We start from the raw sequence: 14,686 nt of genomic DNA, 5'->3' as shown, positions 1-14,686 counted from the left end.
TATGCGTCAAATTATTGCCCTCGGCGGCGGAGGCTTCTCGATGGAGCCGGAGAACCCGCTGCTCGATCTGTACATATTGGAGCAGTCTCCGATTCGGCGGCCGAAGATCTGCTTCATCGGAACGGCAAGCGGCGATTCGCAGGGGTATATCGACCGGTTCTACGAGGGATTGGGCAGGCACGATTGCGAACCTTCGCATCTGTCGCTGTTCAAACTGCCGGAAGGCGATCTTGAACAATTCGTAATGGACAAAGATATTCTGTACGTGGGCGGAGGCAATACGCGCAGTATGCTGGCGCTCTGGCAGGAATGGGGACTGGACGTCATTCTGCGCAAAGCCTGGGAACGGGGAATTGTGCTGGCCGGGCTCAGCGCCGGTTCGATCTGCTGGTTCGAGGAAGGCGTGACCGATTCGGTGACCGGGAAGCTCGGCGCGATCCGGGGGCTCGGACTGCTGCCGGGCAGCCACTGCCCGCATTACGACGGCGAAGCGGACCGGCGTCCGGCTTATCATGCGCTGCTGCAAAGCGGAGAACTGAGCGCGTGGCACGGCGGCCGACGACGGGGCGGCGCTGCATTACCGGGACGGCGAATTGTATCGCGTCGTTTCGTCCCGGCCGAAGGCACGCGCATACAGCGTGCCTTCGGCCGGCGGCCGGGTGAGGGAAAGCGAATTCGAGATTTTATTTTTAGGAGAATGGGAAGGGGATAAACGATGAAATATAAAGAAGAGTTTCGCGCGCTCTGGGACGCGCTGGTGCCGGACAGCGGACAGGCCGATACGGTGCAGGGCGAACTGGTCCGGTCGATCCAGAGGCTGCGGAGCGAATCGCACCGTAACGGAAACGCCAACTGGGACGAAGGGTTCGAGCTGTACTGCGACTTTATCGAAGTTACCTTCCTGCCCCCGAAGACAGTGGTCGACGGACACTTCTTGGAGCGGGTGGAAATCATCATCAACCGGCTGAGGCAGCCGCATATTCCGTATATGGAAGACGCTTACTTCGACGAATTGAGCGATTACGCGGTCGAATGGTGCCGTCGTCATCCCGAACCGATTCCGAAGCCGCACGATCCGAGGCAGTATCGCTGAGCAGCCGAATGAAAAGCAATCAAAAAATCGCAAATAGTGCCGTACAGGCAGTTATTTGCGATAAAAATCGGCTTGTTGGGTAAATAGCGCCGCTCATACATCTATTTTGACTTTTTTTCGTTTATGTAAAGATTTTTTCGTAAAATAAATGTACCTGCGTCGTTATTTACGGTTTTGAACGAAATCCCGCTTTCTCCGTAACCTGAGGCCGGGCTTTTACCCGGCTTTTTCGTCAGGTTTCCGTTGCCGCTTCCGTCTCCGCTCCTTCGAAATATTTCCCCTCCCGCAGTCCGTCCACAAACCCCTGCAGCCAGATATAATACTGCTCCGCGTGCTGAAGCTTATGCAGGTCGCGCAGCGCCTGCTCGCGTTCGTCCGCCGGCGTTTCGCGCGCGAGCACGATCGCCGACAGGTCGGGCACGACGTCGCGGATCGCGGACAGCATGACGTCGGTTTCCCGCTGGAGCTTGGCGCCGAAGAAATTCTGGAACGTGCGGAAAAAGTCCGTTTCGGCGACGTACTGGTCTTTGCGTTCTTTTTTCTCGCCCAGCTTATGGATCATCCGCGATTCGGTCAGCGAACGCACGGCGTAGCTCATATTGCTTTTGCTCATGTTCATGGAATCCTTCATCTCTTCGAGCGTCATCGGCCGGTCTTCGAAGTACATAATGCCGTACAGCTGGCCGAACGAATGGTTGACCCCGTACAAATCCATCGTATGCGCAATCGCTTCGATTACCTGTTCCCGCAGTCTGCGCCGCTCCGGCGGCACCGCGGCCGCGGCTTCGACGGTCTTTTTTTCCACGACGATCTCCCTCCTGAACCGAAAATCGGGCAGTTTATGTTCTCGCTGTGTCTCGTTTTCGATCTCCCGCTCATATTTTACATGAAACCCGTTCGATTTAACATCGGGATAATCCCGGTTTTGCAAATCGAATATACAATCATTTTTGTACGGAAGAAGAAAAGTAGCTTACATAAGCAGCTTTAGACGCACAGTCAAAAGAAATTTGAACGACGGGAGGGGACACGTTGAGACTGAAACTGTTCCGGGAGGGAGAAGCGTTTCTGTTCACGCTGCCGGCGCTGGTTCCGCTGCTGCTGTTCTGGTTCGGGCCGCTCGGCTATATCTTCTACCTGAGCTTCACTGAATGGGACTTTATGAGCCCGGAGAAGCTGTTTGTCGGCCTGGACAATTACCGCTATCTGCTGACGCATGCGGATTTCTACCGCGCGCTTCGAGTGACGCTGCTGTTCGGAGTGGGGACGGTGGTCCCGATTATCGTCGGCGGCCTCGCGCTCGCGCTGCTGATGAACAGCAAGCTGCGCGCGACGGGCTGGATGCGGGCGCTGCTGTTCTCGCCTTGGGTCACGCCGACCGTCGCCGTGTCGATCGCCTGGTCGTGGATCTTCGAACCGGAAGTCGGCCTGGCCAATCTGGCGCTCGGTTGGGTCGGCGTCTCGCCGCTCGGCTGGCTGCAGGACGAGAATTGGGCGCTGGCGGCGGTTATGATCGTGACGGTCTGGAAGTCGATCGGCTGGTCGATGGTATTTTATCTCGTCGCGCTGCGCAGCTTGCCGGCGGAGCTGCTGGAAGCGGCGTCGATCGACGGGGCGAACGGCTGGGACCGGTTCAGGGGAATCGTACTGCCGCTGATCTCGCCGACCACGCTGTTCCTGTCGATCATGCTGACGATCCAGTCGCTGCAGGCGTACGACCAGATCAACGTCATGACGCAGGGCGGACCGGCCGGCTCCACGCGTACGCTGCTCTATATGTATTATCAGTCGGCTTTCGAATCGTTCAACGTCGGCGAAGCTTCCGCGATTGCCGTGATTCTTATTCTGATCTGCGTTCTGCTGTCGGGAATCTCGTTCCTGCTCAGCCGGCGCCTGGTGCACTACTGATGAATATGACCCAATTGGATAAAAAAACGGGAAAGCCGCTGCGGCCGGCCGGCGTCCAGGCGGCTCCCGAGCGGGAAGCGGAGCGCGCACGCAGCCGGCGGTTGACTCCGCTTTCCGAACAAATCGGACGCATCCTCCGCTACGCGCTGCTGGCCGCGATCAGCCTGGCGATGGCGTTCCCGTTCTACTGGATGGCGATCAGCGGCTTGAAAACGAACGACGAGATCTGGCGCTTCCCGCCGACTTTCTGGCCGGAAACGCTCAATTGGTTCAACTACCGCGACGCCTGGAATTCCGCGCCGTTCGCCCGCTATATGTTCAACAGTATTTTTGTGGCGGTCGCGATCTGCGGGCTTCAGGTGATCAACTCCGGCATGATGGCGTACGCGCTGACCCATATGAAATTCCGGCTCAAAGGCGCGCTGACCTTCGTCGTCCTGATCGGCTACATGATCCCGAGCACCGCCGTCTATTTGCCGAGCTATCTGATCTTGAACGATCTGCATCTGCTGGACAGCTACGCCGGATTGATCCTGTCCAACTGCGTGAGCGTGTTCTCGATCTTCCTGCTGCGGCAGGCGTTTATGCAGGTCTCGCACGAACTGGTGGAAGCGGGACAGCTCGACGGGGCGTCGCATTTCCGCATTCTGTGGACGATCCTGTCGCCGCTGATCCGTTCGTCGTTTGCCGTCATGATCCTGATTACGTTTATCGATCAGTACAACAACTACTTCTGGCCGATGCTGATTACCAAAGACCCGGAACTGCGTCTGGTATCCGCCGGACTGCGCAGCTTCTTCGTCGAAGGCGGCGCTTACGGGCTGGCCTGGCCGCAGATTATGGCCGCAAGCGCGTTTACGATCGCTCCGCTGCTCGTCCTGTTCGCTTTTACCCAGAAGACCATTATGCGGAGCGTGAATATGTCGTCGGGCGTCAACAAGAGCTGATTCGCAGATATCGGATTGATAAAAAAAGCGACACACGGAGGAGACAACGAGCATGGAAAAAGGTTGGATGAACGCGCGGTTTATCGGGAAATCGGCATTGGAACCGGGGCGCAAACGCAGTTGGAAAAGCGGCATGTCGCTGCTGCTCGCGGCGAGCTTTACGCTGCTGTCCGCCTGCGGCTCGCAGAGCGGGGACACGCCGAGCGCGTCCGCAAGCGGAGCTCCGGCGGAATCGGCCAAGCCGGTCGAGATCGAATTCTGGTACGGGCTCGGCGGCAATCTGGGCGAGAACATGAAGAAGCGGATCGACGCGTTCAACGCTTCGCAGGATGAAGTGATCGTCAAAGGCATCGCCCAGGCCGACTACGGGGAAACGGAGCAGAAGCTGCAGGCGGCGATCGCGTCCAACGACGTGCCGGCGGCGGTGCTGAGTTCCAATTCCGAATGGGCGCGCAAAGGCTACTACGCTTCGCTCGACGAGCTGATCGCCGCCGATCCGGAATTCAAAAGCGAAGATTTCGTGCAGACGTTTCTCGACCAGGGCAAAGTGGACGGCAAGCAGTATTTCCTGCCGATGTACGGCACGACGCAGATTATGTACTACCGCAAAGACGCGCTCGAAGCGAGCGGCATCGACCCGGCCGGCCTGACCACGTGGGAAGCGCTCGGCGAAGCGGCGGCCAAGATGAGCAAGCGGGAAAGCGGCAAAACGAGCTTCTACGGCTGGGAACCGATGTGGGGCTACGACAATATGGCGGACGCCGTGTTCAGCCGCGGCGGCACGATCCTGAGCGAAGACGGCAAAACGGTGACGATCGACTCGCCCGAGTGGGTGGAGACCTGGGAACAGTTCCGCAAATGGATTCACGACGACAAGATCATGCGCATCCACTCCGGCGGCCAGGGCTGGGAGTACTGGTACAAAACGATCGACGACGTGATGAAAAATAAAGCGGCCGGCTATACCGGTTCCAGCGGCGACCAGGGCGATCTGGATTTCGGGATCGTAGCCGCGATGGAGCAGCCGGGCTGGGAAGGCGCCGGCGCCGGCAAACCGGTCGCCAGCGCGATTCAAGCGGGCATTCCGGCCAAAGCGAGCGCGGAGCAGCGGCAGGCGGCGTTCAAATGGTTCACATACTTCATGGAAACTTCGAATACGGCCGACTGGTCGATGAACACCGGCTATATCGCGGTGCGCCAGTCGGCGCTCGAAGACCCTGCGTTCAAAGCATTCAGCGAGAAGAACCCGCAGATCGAAGTTCCGCTCCAGCAGGCTTCGCACGCGTCTTCCCCGTTCCAGGACCCGACGGGCGGCAAGATTACCGACGCGCTGAAGATCGCGGCCGACGAAGTGCAGATCAACAACGTGCCGGCGGAGAAAGCGTTGAAGGAAGCGCAGCAGAAAGCGCAGAGCGAACTGGACCGGGTAAGCAAGTAAAAAAGCAAGCAGGCCGAGAAGCAGCCGATATGCAAGGATTCGGCAGGCGGGCGATCCGCAGCAGCGATAAACGACGGGCCGCAGAAACGCGCGATGAACGCGCCGGTCTGCGGCTTTTGTCCGTCGGCGGGACCGGCGGAACGCAGGGGTTGGCGAACAACGGCCAAAAAGGCCTGCAGAAGGAGATTGAAGAATGACGGAATGGACAACGGAGCACGGGCGGCGTCTGCTCGAAGCGGACGCGATCCTGTTCGACAAAGACGGCACGCTGCTCGATTTTACGGCGATGTGGGGATTCTGGGCCGATCTGGTGCTGGAAGCGTTCCGCGGCCGCCTGGCGGAAGAAGGTCTGGCGCTTTGCGAAGAAGCGGTGCCCGGGATCTGGGGAACGAAAGCCGATGCGGCGGGGCGGACCGTCGATTACGACCGGCGCGGCCCGCTGGCGATGGGCACGATGGAAGAAGTTTACGCCGTGCTGGTCTGGCACGGCTATCGGGCCGGCCTGTCCTGGGCGGAGTCCAAAGTGATCGTGCGCAGCTGCCTGATTCAGGCGGACGCGGAGATGGAGATCGCGCGGCCCGCGCGGCTGCTGCCCGGCGTACGGGAGTTCCTGGAGCGCTGCCGGGCGCTCGGCATTCCGCTGGGCGTCGTAACGGCCGACGATACGGACAGCGCGCTGCGTCATCTGCGCTGGCTGGGCATCGAAGATTATTTCGATGCCGTGGTCGGCACCGATCTGGCGGAGCGCGGCAAGCCGTTTCCCGATCTGTGTCTGCTCGCCTGCGAGCGTCTGGGCGCGCCTTCGTCGCGCACGGCCGTGATCGGCGATACGGACGGCGATATGGAGATGGCCCGAGCGGCCGGGGCGCTGCTGAAGGTCGGGATCGGTCCGGCAGAGACGTTTCGGCTGGCGGACTTCGCGGTTCCTTCGTTCGAGCGCCTGCTGAGCGGGGCGGTGAAGAAATGAATACAAACGCTTCGCTCGGCTGGGGACTTTTGATCCTGGCGATTGCGCTGGAACTGAGCGGGACGATCCTGATGAAGATGTCGGGCGGCTTTACGCGGCTGTGGCCGTCCGTGCTGATGTTTCTGTGCTACGGCGCCAGCTTTACCCTGCTGAACTTCGCGGTCAAGCATATCCCGCTCGGCGCCGCGTACGCGATCTGGTCCGGCGTGGGCATCGCGACGATCGGCATCGCCGGCCATTATTTGTTCGGAGAGCGGTTGAAGGCGGCGTCTCTGGTCTGGATAGGCTTTATTCTGATCGGCATCGTCGGGCTGAAATGGAGCGAGTCCTGAACCTGGAAGATAAAAAAACGAAACGGAAAACGGAGGGAACAAACGATGGAGCGGGAAAAGCAGATGCGGAAGGTAGCCGTAACGCAAGTGCAGGAAACCGGGACAGCCGGGGAAGCGTCGCTTAGGAAGGGAGCGGCGCAGTCCGCGAAAGGACGGGCTTTTGGAAGCGAACAGGAAAGCGGGCTGCCGCTGGCGAACTTCCAGGTGATGACCGACACGCATATCCGGGATGACGCCGATCATATCTACAATCGGCACTTCGCAGAAGCGCTCGAAGACATCGCTTCTTTCTGCGCGGGCAGTCTCGGCATTATGCATGTCGGCGATGTGACCGATCGCGGACTGGCCGCGGAATACGGCGAATTTCGCCGTCTGTGGGAAAGTCGCCCGGCCGGACTGCCGGAGCTGTACCTGACGCCGGGCAACCACGATATCGGAGCCGTGCTGTGGGACGAAGGCGGAGCGCCGGTCGATCTGACGCTGCTGCCGGCATACGGCGTGGAGGCGGCGCTGGACGGCGGGGCGTTGGAGGCGGGCGAACCGGAGGCAGGAGAGCGGCAGGGCGGCATACCGGAAGTCGGAGCGGCCGCCCACGGCGGAGCGGCGGAGGCGGGCGGCATGCGAGAAGCCGGAGCGGCCGCCCATGGCGGAGCGGCGGAAGGCGACAGCTCAGTCGTTAGAGGCGAGGCGTCGGTGGAAGCGGACGGCGGAAGCATGAGCGGCGGTGCCGTTGAAACCGCGGCCGCGGCCGGCTTCGATTACGCCGGCCTGATGTCCCGCCTCGCCGCTTCCGCGGAGACCGGACCGGGCGTCGGTCCGCAGGAGCTGTGGCGGCGCAGGATGCGCCGGTTCGAAGCCGGCACCGGCATCTCTTCGCCGTATCACGATCACTGGATCGGCGGCTGGCATTTTATTTTCCTGGGCAGCGAAAGCCCCGATCCCAAAGACGCTTATTTGTCGGCGGAGCAGTTGAACTGGCTGGAGCTCAAGCTGGCGGAGCGGGCGTCGCCGGAACGCCCGGTGTTCGTGTTCCTGCATCAGCCGCTGATCGATACGGTAGCCGGTTCGACGCGCGAACAGGGCTGGCACGGCGTCGAGCCGGACGAAGTGGTCAAAGACATCCTGTCCGGCTGCCCGCAGGCGATTCTGTTCTCGGGACACACGCACTGGCAGCTGGAAGCGCCGCGGATGATGTACGACGGAGAGAACTGGCTGCCGGCGATGTTCAACGCGTCGTCCGTGGGCTATCTGTGGACCGACGCCGACGAACATCTCGAAGGCAGCCAGGGTCTTCAGGTCGACATTTACAACGACCGGGTCGTCGTGCGCGGCCGGGATTTCACGCGGCGCCGGTGGATCGAAAGCGCGGAGCATACGGTGGCTTACGCGGCCGGCGTCCGCTCGATCCGTTAAGAAGGCCGATCGTTCCACAATCGGTTTTAAGTTTTACTTCGATCCGTTCGCCGGCGCATACGCCGGCTTCAGGCTGTCGGGAAAGCCGGGGATGGTTCCAAATGGAGAATAGAGACGCAGGTACACTTATTTTGGACGAAACGCTTTGATTTCTTCAAATAGCGGCGCAGGTGCAATTATTCGGAAGCCAAAGGCCGAATCGAAGCGGAAAAGCTCGGAATAAGGGTATGAGCGCCGTTATTTTCTCGAAAACTTAAGATTAAGCCGGAATAAGGGCATATACGCAGCTATTTGGATTCGTCTTGGTCAAGTCCATATTGTGGGTGTAAATGGACTTGACCTTCTTCTTGCCGCTCGCTTTATTTCTCCGGCCCTTTCCCCGACCTTTCATTCCAATCGAACCTACTTGTGCAGGTTTACATCCAATCGTTTCTCGACAGTCTGCAGCCGGGGCATACGCCGGCTTTTTTGCGTTTATGCTTTTTGTACCTTCCAACTCCGCGACCGGCTGATATACTGGATGGAAGCCTGCGCTTCCGCGAACGGAGCGGACAGGACGATTCGAAGCCGAACGGAGGAAGAGAAGATGAAAATGTATATTGTCGACGCTTTTGCCGACCGGCCTTTCAAAGGCAATCCGGCCGCCGTTTGTCTGCTGGACGAAGAACGATCGGAAGAATGGATGCAAACCGTGGCCGCGGAAATGAATTTATCCGAAACGGCTTTTCTGCTGCCGCAGGCAGGCGGTTATTCCTTGAGATGGTTTACGCCGGCCGCGGAGGTCGACCTGTGCGGACACGCGACGCTGGCAAGCGCGCATGTGCTGTGGACGGAAGCCGGGGAAACGGCGGAGACGCTGGCGTTCGCGACGCGCAGCGGCCGGCTGACGGCGGTTCGCGCGGGAAGCGGAATCGAACTGGACTTCCCGCTGGAGCCGCCGCAGCCGTGCGAAGCGCCGCCGGAGCTGGCGGCCGGGCTGGGCGTCATCGGCAGCTATATCGGCCGCAACCGGATGGATTACTTCGTCGAGCTGCAAAACGAAGACACGCTGGCCGCGCTCAAGCCGGACTTCGCCGCTCTGCGCGGTCTTGAAGCGCGCGGCGTGATCGTTACGGCGCGCTCGCAGCGCGAAGGCGTCGACTTCGTGTCGCGCTGCTTCTATCCCGGCATCGGGGTCGACGAAGATCCGGTTACGGGCTCGGCCCACTGCGCGCTGGGCCCGTACTGGCGCGGCAAGCTGGGCCGCGGCGAGCTGAGCGCGCTGCAGCTGTCCGCGCGCGAAGGCCGGCTGAGCCTGAGCGTGGGCGAGGCTCGCATCCGCATCGGCGGAAGCGCCGCGACCGTGCTGCGCGGCGAACTGACATGAGGGGCGGAAGCGGGCTCGAAGAAGCGGGGGCCGCGAACGCCATGAACGGCGCGAACGCCGCGAACGCCATAAGCGGCGCGAATACCGTGAATGCCGCGAACGCCATGAACGGTGCGAACACCGCGAAAGCCGTAAGCGCCATGAGCGGCGCGAATGCCGGGAACGCCGTAAATGCCGCGAGTATCGCGAGCGCCGCGAACGACAGATTCGCGGCGGACAGCGCGAGCGCGCGGGAAATCGCGCTGCTGACCGATATCCACGGCAACGCGGCGGCGCTGGCGGCCGTGCTGGCCGAACTGGACCGCCGCGGCATCCGGCGGATCTTCTGTCTCGGCGATACCGTCGGCATCGGCCCGGACTCGAACGAAGTGCTGGCGCTGCTGACGGCGCGCAGCGGCATCGCCTTTGTCGGCGGCAACCACGAAGCCGCCGTGCTCGCGGCTTACGAAGGCCGCCCCGCGCCCGCCGGGCACGAAGGCGAGCGCGAGCATCACCGCTGGCTGGCGCAGCGGCTCGATCCGGCCTACGCCGCCGTTATGGCCGGCTGGCCGCGCAGCCTGGCCGCCGGGATCGGCGGGCGCAGGCTGCTGCTGCGCCATTACCATCTGGACGACCGGCAGGAGTTCCTGCCGATCGACGCTTCGCCGTCCGTAGAGGCGCTGGATCGCCTGTACGGAGATGCGCCCTTCGACTTTGTCGGCTTCGGGCACCACCATATCGTGCACCGCTTTCGGTCGAAGCGGAGACTCTACTTCAATCCGGGCGCGCTCGGCTGCTGCGACCGGCCGGTCGCGCGCTGCGGCCTCGTCCGCTTCCAAAGCGGCGGCATTCACGCCGAAGTGCTGGAAGTGCCGTACGACAACTCCGCTTTCCTGCGCTCCTATGCGGAACTCGGCGTGCCGGGCGCCGATCCGATCTTGAAGATTTTTCACGGCGGCCAGAATGAAAAGCGCATGTGAAGATGTTGAGATAACGGCATGGAGCGGAAATAAAGACGCTGTTACACTTATTTTCGAATGATTTTCGCTTTTTGGATAAATGGCTGCGTGTATACCTCTAATTCGTCGCTCTTGCGCCTATAAAAAGCTTTTTTCGGAAAGTATTTTTTTTACCCATCGTTATGGACTTGACCGTTCGAAACGAAATCTTTTTTCCATGCGTTCTTATGAATAGAAGAGAGGGGAGACTTGAACATGAGAAACGGAATCAACCGTGTGCTGGCCGGAGGATTTTTGCTGCTCGGCGGGGTGCTGCTGTATCTGGGCGTTCATACCGCGGCGGTGCTGCATATGGGCGAAGTGACGGAGTGGTATACGCCGCCGGGACATTACATGACGGCTTTGATGGCAAGCGGCGGCTACTGGATGTTCTGGATCGCGATGATCCTGGGCGGTCTCGGCGCGCTGGTGCTCGGCTGGGAGCTGGCGGGAAGTTTCGGGCAGAAGCTGAACGCAGGCGAGAAGATCGGCGGCGGCTGGAAAGAAATCAAGCGCAAAAACGTCGAGTTCGACGAACGGCGCGCCGCGTCCGAACGGCAGCGGGAATCGTGAATCCGAAGTATCCGCGCACTCGCACACCCGGAAGAACCCCTATTTTACCGAGGAAAAGGAGTTTGAACGATGTCCGCATTCCATGACGAACCCTGGACACGGCTGGACGAACACATGCCGCTGCTGATCGCAATCCGCCACGAGAATTTGTTCGACGAACCGGCGGAACAAGAATGGAACGAGGAAGACAGCGCTCTGCGGCGCGCCGTTCGCGCGGTGCTGCTGGACGATTCCGGCAAAATGGCGCTGATGCACGCTGCCAAAGACCGCTACCACAAGCTGCCGGGCGGCGGAGTCGAAGAAGGCGAAGACGCGGAAACCGCGCTGCGGCGCGAACTGCGCGAAGAAACCGGCGCGGAGATCGAGATCGAAAGCGCAATCGGCCGAACGGCCGAATATATCGCCAATTACGGACTCAAGCAGTTCTCTTACGCGTATTCGGCGCGCCTAGTCGGCCGCCCCGGCGAGACTTCGTTTACGGACGAAGAAGAAGCCGGCGGCTTCGGGGTAAGCTGGATCGAGCCCCGCGAAGCGTTGGAGCTGATGGAAAGCGAGCGGCCGCAGAGCTATTCGGGACATTTTATCCGCCGCCGAGATCTGTCCATTCTGCGCGCGTTTCTGGAAGGAGCGGCCTCGGCGGATGGACGTTAACGCCGGTCGGGGCATTTGCGCCGGGGGCGCTTCCGGGCCGCGGGGCATCGGCGTCGACGGCTGCCGGGGCGGTTGGATCTGCGTCGTCTTCCAAGCGCCGGGCGCGGACAAAGCGGCGCAAACGCCGGCCCGCTCGGCAGTATATCCCGATATCGCGGCGCTGTGGGCCGACCTGAAGCCCGTGTCCGGCCTCGACCGGGTATTGATCGATATGCCGATCGGGCTGCCGGAAGGACCGGAAGGCGCGAACAACCGGATCGTCGACCGGCTGTGCGACCGGGACTGCCGCAGATTGCTGCCGGCGCCGCGCAAGTCGAGCGTATTCCCCGTCCCGGTCCGCCAGGCGCTGCGGGCAGGCGATCCGTCCGCGGTCAACGCGGCCGTCGTCGGCCGCAGGCTGAGCCGCCAGACGATCAATCTCATTCCGAAGATCCGCGAGTTGGACGACTTTGTCGCCTCGCTGCTCGAAGCCGGACTTTCCGGCCCGGCGCTGCCCGCGGAATGCCACCCGGAGCTTTCGTTTCAGCGGCTGAACGGGAATACCGCTCCGCCGCATAAAAAGAAGGAAGCCGAAGGCGCCGCCGAGCGGATCGATATCCTGAACCGTGCCGGCATCCCGCGCGGGGAACTGCTTCGGCTGCTGGAAGATCTGCCGCGCGGGACCGCCGTGCGCGACGATCTGCTGGACGCCGCCGCGCTCGCGATCTGCGCGTATCGCATCGCCGCGGGAGTCTCGCTTCCCGCATACGTGTCCGAAGGCGAACGGCAGTACGACTACGAAGGCCGGCTCGAAATGAATATCGTATACTGCTGAATCGGATCGAACGAAACGAAATACGCGCATGAAAGCCGCCCCGCCGCGAACGCCGGACGGCTTTTTGCGCTGCCCGCGTTCGGCCCTTTTCTTTTTCGGGAAGTTCGTTTTCGTGTAATACGGTATGTAAGTCATCGAGCGACAAACGGGGAGGCCGACCAGGATGAGCGAATGGTACGAAGAAAGTTTCGGGGAAGATTATCTGCGGGTCTACAATTATCGCGACGAGCAGGGAGCCGAGCACGAAGTGCGCGAAATGATCTCCTGGCTCAAGCTTGAACAGGGCTCCAAAGTGCTGGATCTGTGCTGCGGCATGGGCCGGCATTCGCTGTCGCTGGCGGAGGCGGGCTACGAAGCGACGGGAATGGACCTGTCGGACGTGCTGCTCGGCGAAGCGAAAAAAGAAGAAGGGGCGGACAACGTGCGCTGGGTGCAGGGGGATATGCGCGAGCTGCCTTTTGCGGACGGGGAATTCGACGCGGTGGTCAACCTGTTTACTTCTTTCGGCTATTTTAAAAAAGATTCGGAACATGTCCGCGTGCTGAAAGAGATTCGGCGCGTGCTGCGTCCCGGCGGACGGTTTATTATCGACTTCATGAATCCGCCTCATGTGGAGCGTCATCTGGAACCGTACACGGAGCGCGAAGAAGAAGGATTGAAGATCGAAGAACGACGCAGGATCGAAGACGGTTTCGTCAAAAAGCATATTACGATTATCCCTCAGCCTGCGGACGGCGAAGAGACGCGCGAATACGACGAACGGGTCAAACTGTATACGTTCGAACGCTTTGGCGAAATGCTGGAAGAAGCGCGGCTCGAAGTCGTGGAAGTGCGCGGGAGCTACGACGAGAAACGGTATAAACCGGACTCGGAACGCATGATTTTTGTTGGGAAAAGGTTATAAGCAGGCAAGCGGTGGGTATATAGGACTATTACGCTTGTCTTAAGAGGTGTTTTATTATGTCAAACATAGAGATTTTAAATCAAAAAATAGAAGAGCTGAATCAAAAGCTTCGTGACTGCGATACAGAGCTGGAACGGCTGAATTTTCTGCTTGAACAAGAACGGACGGCGCGGGAAGCGGCAGAGGAAGACTCGAAGAACAAGTCGAACTTCGTTGCCGTGCTCAGCCATGAAATTCGCAATCCGATCAATGGGATCATAGGGATGAGCGAACTTCTTCACGGCACCGAGATGAACGAGGAGCAGCGCAGCTATCTGGATATTATCCGGACCAGCAATGAAACTTTGTTGGAATTGGTCAACGGAATTCTCGATATGAGCCGCCTGGAAGCGGGCAAGATGAATGTGCAACATAATCCGTTCGATCTGGTCAATACAATCGAAGACTTGGTCTATACGCTTGCGCCGCAGGCTTTTCAGAAAAAAGTCGAGGTTGTTCTGGATGTCGAATCGGAGATTCCTTTGTTCGTGATCGGGGATGCTTTGAAAGTGCGGCAGATTTTTATGAACCTGATGCAGAATGCGATCAAGTTTACGCATGAAGGGGAGGTCGTGTTCGAGCTGAAGCGCATACCGTCGCTCGACGAGAAACAGGTGGCGGTCAGCTGTTCCGTTCGGGATACGGGCATCGGCATGTCGGAAGAAAAGCTGGACCGGATATTCGACGTATACACCCAGGTTCACGAAGCCTCGGGTCATCACTACGGCGGCGCCGGTCTCGGCTTGACCATTACGAAGAATCTGGTCGATCTGCTGGGCGGAAGGATTGAAGTAACCAGCCGGCGCGGAGAAGGGACGACAATCGAGATCATTTTATCGTTTGAGCGTTATACCGATCTGCCTTCGATCCCGTTCGAAGAGGATGTGTTGGACGGTATGAATTTCCTGGTCGTGGATGGACAAGGTACATGCCGCGATGTTATCGTCAATATGCTGAAAGGCTGGGGAGCGACCGCCGAATCGATGGATAAGCTGAACGATGAAACGGTGAAGCGAATCGGAGAAAGTTCCTTCGACGTCGTGTTTATCGATCACGATACGCGCAAAAACGACGATGCGTTCCGCGCGCTTCAAGACATTCAAGATCTGAATCTGTTTCTGCTTGCGCCTCTCGGCGAAAAAATAGACGATGAAGAACGAAACCTGTTCCAATCCATTGTGACCAAACCGATTCGTAAGCTGCATATGCTCAATGCCATACTGGCACTGGATAAGAATAACAAAGCAGAATCGGAATAATACAC

General features: G+C 59.8%; 16 protein-coding genes and 1 pseudogene. 16 read left to right on the top strand and 1 reads right to left on the bottom strand.

Translation table 11 applies throughout. The annotated features are described in order from the left end of the window. Position 1 precedes the first annotated feature (1 nt). Both QWJ34_RS11970 and QWJ34_RS11965 read left to right on the top strand, forming a co-directional pair. Positions 2 to 719, top strand: a pseudogene (locus tag QWJ34_RS11970) (Type 1 glutamine amidotransferase-like domain-containing protein). Next, positions 716 to 1,093: a hypothetical protein gene (locus QWJ34_RS11965; RefSeq protein WP_302727993.1), complete on the top strand. Its 378-nt coding sequence runs from the start codon at positions 716 to 718 to the stop codon at positions 1,091 to 1,093. The pseudogene QWJ34_RS11970 and the gene QWJ34_RS11965 overlap by 4 nt, the downstream one beginning before the upstream one ends. Positions 1,094 to 1,325: 232 nt before the next feature. On the opposite strand, the gene QWJ34_RS11960 is transcribed toward QWJ34_RS11965, so the two are convergent. Continuing rightward, positions 1,326 to 1,898 (bottom strand): GbsR/MarR family transcriptional regulator, encoded by a 573-nt coding sequence (locus QWJ34_RS11960; protein ID WP_302727991.1) that lies wholly within the window; start codon positions 1,896 to 1,898, stop codon positions 1,326 to 1,328. A gap of 227 nt (positions 1,899 to 2,125) precedes the next feature. Between QWJ34_RS11960 and QWJ34_RS11955 the strand changes: the two genes are divergently transcribed. From QWJ34_RS11955 to QWJ34_RS11890, 14 genes are all read left to right on the top strand, one after another. Then, entirely contained in the window at positions 2,126 to 3,001 is an 876-nt protein-coding gene (locus QWJ34_RS11955) for a carbohydrate ABC transporter permease (RefSeq protein ID WP_302727989.1), read from the top strand. Continuing rightward, on the top strand, positions 3,001 to 3,948 hold the full coding sequence (locus tag QWJ34_RS11950) for a carbohydrate ABC transporter permease (RefSeq protein WP_302727987.1): 948 nt from the start codon (positions 3,001 to 3,003) through the stop codon (positions 3,946 to 3,948). Before QWJ34_RS11955 ends, QWJ34_RS11950 begins: the two co-directional genes overlap by 1 nt. Before the next feature lie 67 nt (positions 3,949 to 4,015). Next, positions 4,016 to 5,386: an ABC transporter substrate-binding protein gene (locus QWJ34_RS11945; RefSeq protein ID WP_302728220.1), complete on the top strand. Its 1,371-nt coding sequence runs from the start codon at positions 4,016 to 4,018 to the stop codon at positions 5,384 to 5,386. 29 nt (positions 5,387 to 5,415) lie between these two features. Further along, positions 5,416 to 5,583 (top strand): hypothetical protein, encoded by a 168-nt coding sequence (locus QWJ34_RS11940; protein WP_302727985.1) that lies wholly within the window; start codon positions 5,416 to 5,418, stop codon positions 5,581 to 5,583. Then, the gene (locus QWJ34_RS11935) at positions 5,580 to 6,353 is read left to right on the top strand and encodes an HAD family hydrolase (RefSeq protein ID WP_302727984.1); all 774 of its coding nucleotides are present in this window, start codon (positions 5,580 to 5,582) and stop codon (positions 6,351 to 6,353) included. The genes QWJ34_RS11940 and QWJ34_RS11935 overlap by 4 nt, the downstream gene beginning before the upstream one ends. Next, positions 6,350 to 6,685: a DMT family transporter gene (locus QWJ34_RS11930; RefSeq protein WP_302727983.1), complete on the top strand. Its 336-nt coding sequence runs from the start codon at positions 6,350 to 6,352 to the stop codon at positions 6,683 to 6,685. The genes QWJ34_RS11935 and QWJ34_RS11930 overlap by 4 nt, the downstream gene beginning before the upstream one ends. A 45-nt stretch (positions 6,686 to 6,730) precedes the next feature. Next, positions 6,731 to 8,098: a metallophosphoesterase family protein gene (locus QWJ34_RS11925; protein WP_302727981.1), complete on the top strand. Its 1,368-nt coding sequence runs from the start codon at positions 6,731 to 6,733 to the stop codon at positions 8,096 to 8,098. 586 nt (positions 8,099 to 8,684) lie between these two features. Next, positions 8,685 to 9,464 carry a PhzF family phenazine biosynthesis protein gene (locus QWJ34_RS11920; protein WP_302727979.1) on the top strand — a complete coding sequence of 260 codons (780 nt, stop codon included), beginning with the start codon at positions 8,685 to 8,687 and terminating at the stop codon, positions 9,462 to 9,464. Next, positions 9,461 to 10,423, top strand: a complete 963-nt coding sequence (locus QWJ34_RS11915) for a metallophosphoesterase family protein (protein ID WP_302727977.1) — start codon at positions 9,461 to 9,463, stop codon at positions 10,421 to 10,423. Before QWJ34_RS11920 ends, QWJ34_RS11915 begins: the two co-directional genes overlap by 4 nt. Positions 10,424 to 10,657: 234 nt before the next feature. Further along, positions 10,658 to 11,014 (top strand): hypothetical protein, encoded by a 357-nt coding sequence (locus tag QWJ34_RS11910; protein WP_302727975.1) that lies wholly within the window; start codon positions 10,658 to 10,660, stop codon positions 11,012 to 11,014. 69 nt (positions 11,015 to 11,083) lie between these two features. After that, complete coding sequence (locus QWJ34_RS11905) at positions 11,084 to 11,665, top strand: NUDIX domain-containing protein (protein WP_302727973.1); 582 nt, start codon at positions 11,084 to 11,086, stop codon at positions 11,663 to 11,665. After that, the gene (locus QWJ34_RS11900) at positions 11,655 to 12,479 is read left to right on the top strand and encodes a DUF429 domain-containing protein (protein WP_302727971.1); all 825 of its coding nucleotides are present in this window, start codon (positions 11,655 to 11,657) and stop codon (positions 12,477 to 12,479) included. The genes QWJ34_RS11905 and QWJ34_RS11900 overlap by 11 nt, the downstream gene beginning before the upstream one ends. 163 nt (positions 12,480 to 12,642) lie before the next feature. Then, a complete protein-coding gene (locus QWJ34_RS11895) occupies positions 12,643 to 13,383 on the top strand; it encodes a class I SAM-dependent methyltransferase (protein WP_302727969.1) in 741 nt (246 codons plus the stop codon). Positions 13,384 to 13,439: 56 nt separating this feature from the next. Continuing rightward, the gene (locus tag QWJ34_RS11890) at positions 13,440 to 14,681 is read left to right on the top strand and encodes a sensor histidine kinase (RefSeq protein WP_302727967.1); all 1,242 of its coding nucleotides are present in this window, start codon (positions 13,440 to 13,442) and stop codon (positions 14,679 to 14,681) included. Positions 14,682 to 14,686 lie beyond the last annotated feature (5 nt).

It is taken from the genome of Saccharibacillus sp. CPCC 101409 (genome assembly GCF_030518235.1).
Classification (GTDB): Bacteria; Bacillota; Bacilli; order Paenibacillales; family Paenibacillaceae; genus Saccharibacillus.
Note: the sequence above shows the minus strand (reverse complement) of the source record. Positions and strands in the feature narration are given on the sequence as shown.

What these genes read in the sequence shown, in the direction of transcription:
- QWJ34_RS11965 (WP_302727993.1), top strand. Translation starts at nt 716, where the DNA reads ATGAAATATAAAGAAGAGTTTCGCGCGCTCTGGGACGCGCTGGTGCCG.
- QWJ34_RS11950 (WP_302727987.1), top strand. Translation starts at nt 3,001, where the DNA reads ATGAATATGACCCAATTGGATAAAAAAACGGGAAAGCCGCTGCGGCCG.
- QWJ34_RS11945 (WP_302728220.1), top strand. Translation starts at nt 4,016, where the DNA reads ATGAACGCGCGGTTTATCGGGAAATCGGCATTGGAACCGGGGCGCAAA.
- QWJ34_RS11940 (WP_302727985.1), top strand. Translation starts at nt 5,416, where the DNA reads ATGCAAGGATTCGGCAGGCGGGCGATCCGCAGCAGCGATAAACGACGG.
- QWJ34_RS11935 (WP_302727984.1), top strand. Translation starts at nt 5,580, where the DNA reads ATGACGGAATGGACAACGGAGCACGGGCGGCGTCTGCTCGAAGCGGAC.
- QWJ34_RS11930 (WP_302727983.1), top strand. Translation starts at nt 6,350, where the DNA reads ATGAATACAAACGCTTCGCTCGGCTGGGGACTTTTGATCCTGGCGATT.
- QWJ34_RS11925 (WP_302727981.1), top strand. Translation starts at nt 6,731, where the DNA reads ATGGAGCGGGAAAAGCAGATGCGGAAGGTAGCCGTAACGCAAGTGCAG.
- QWJ34_RS11920 (WP_302727979.1), top strand. Translation starts at nt 8,685, where the DNA reads ATGAAAATGTATATTGTCGACGCTTTTGCCGACCGGCCTTTCAAAGGC.
- QWJ34_RS11915 (WP_302727977.1), top strand. Translation starts at nt 9,461, where the DNA reads ATGAGGGGCGGAAGCGGGCTCGAAGAAGCGGGGGCCGCGAACGCCATG.
- QWJ34_RS11910 (WP_302727975.1), top strand. Translation starts at nt 10,658, where the DNA reads ATGAGAAACGGAATCAACCGTGTGCTGGCCGGAGGATTTTTGCTGCTC.
- QWJ34_RS11905 (WP_302727973.1), top strand. Translation starts at nt 11,084, where the DNA reads ATGTCCGCATTCCATGACGAACCCTGGACACGGCTGGACGAACACATG.
- QWJ34_RS11900 (WP_302727971.1), top strand. Translation starts at nt 11,655, where the DNA reads ATGGACGTTAACGCCGGTCGGGGCATTTGCGCCGGGGGCGCTTCCGGG.
- QWJ34_RS11895 (WP_302727969.1), top strand. Translation starts at nt 12,643, where the DNA reads ATGAGCGAATGGTACGAAGAAAGTTTCGGGGAAGATTATCTGCGGGTC.
- QWJ34_RS11890 (WP_302727967.1), top strand. Translation starts at nt 13,440, where the DNA reads ATGTCAAACATAGAGATTTTAAATCAAAAAATAGAAGAGCTGAATCAA.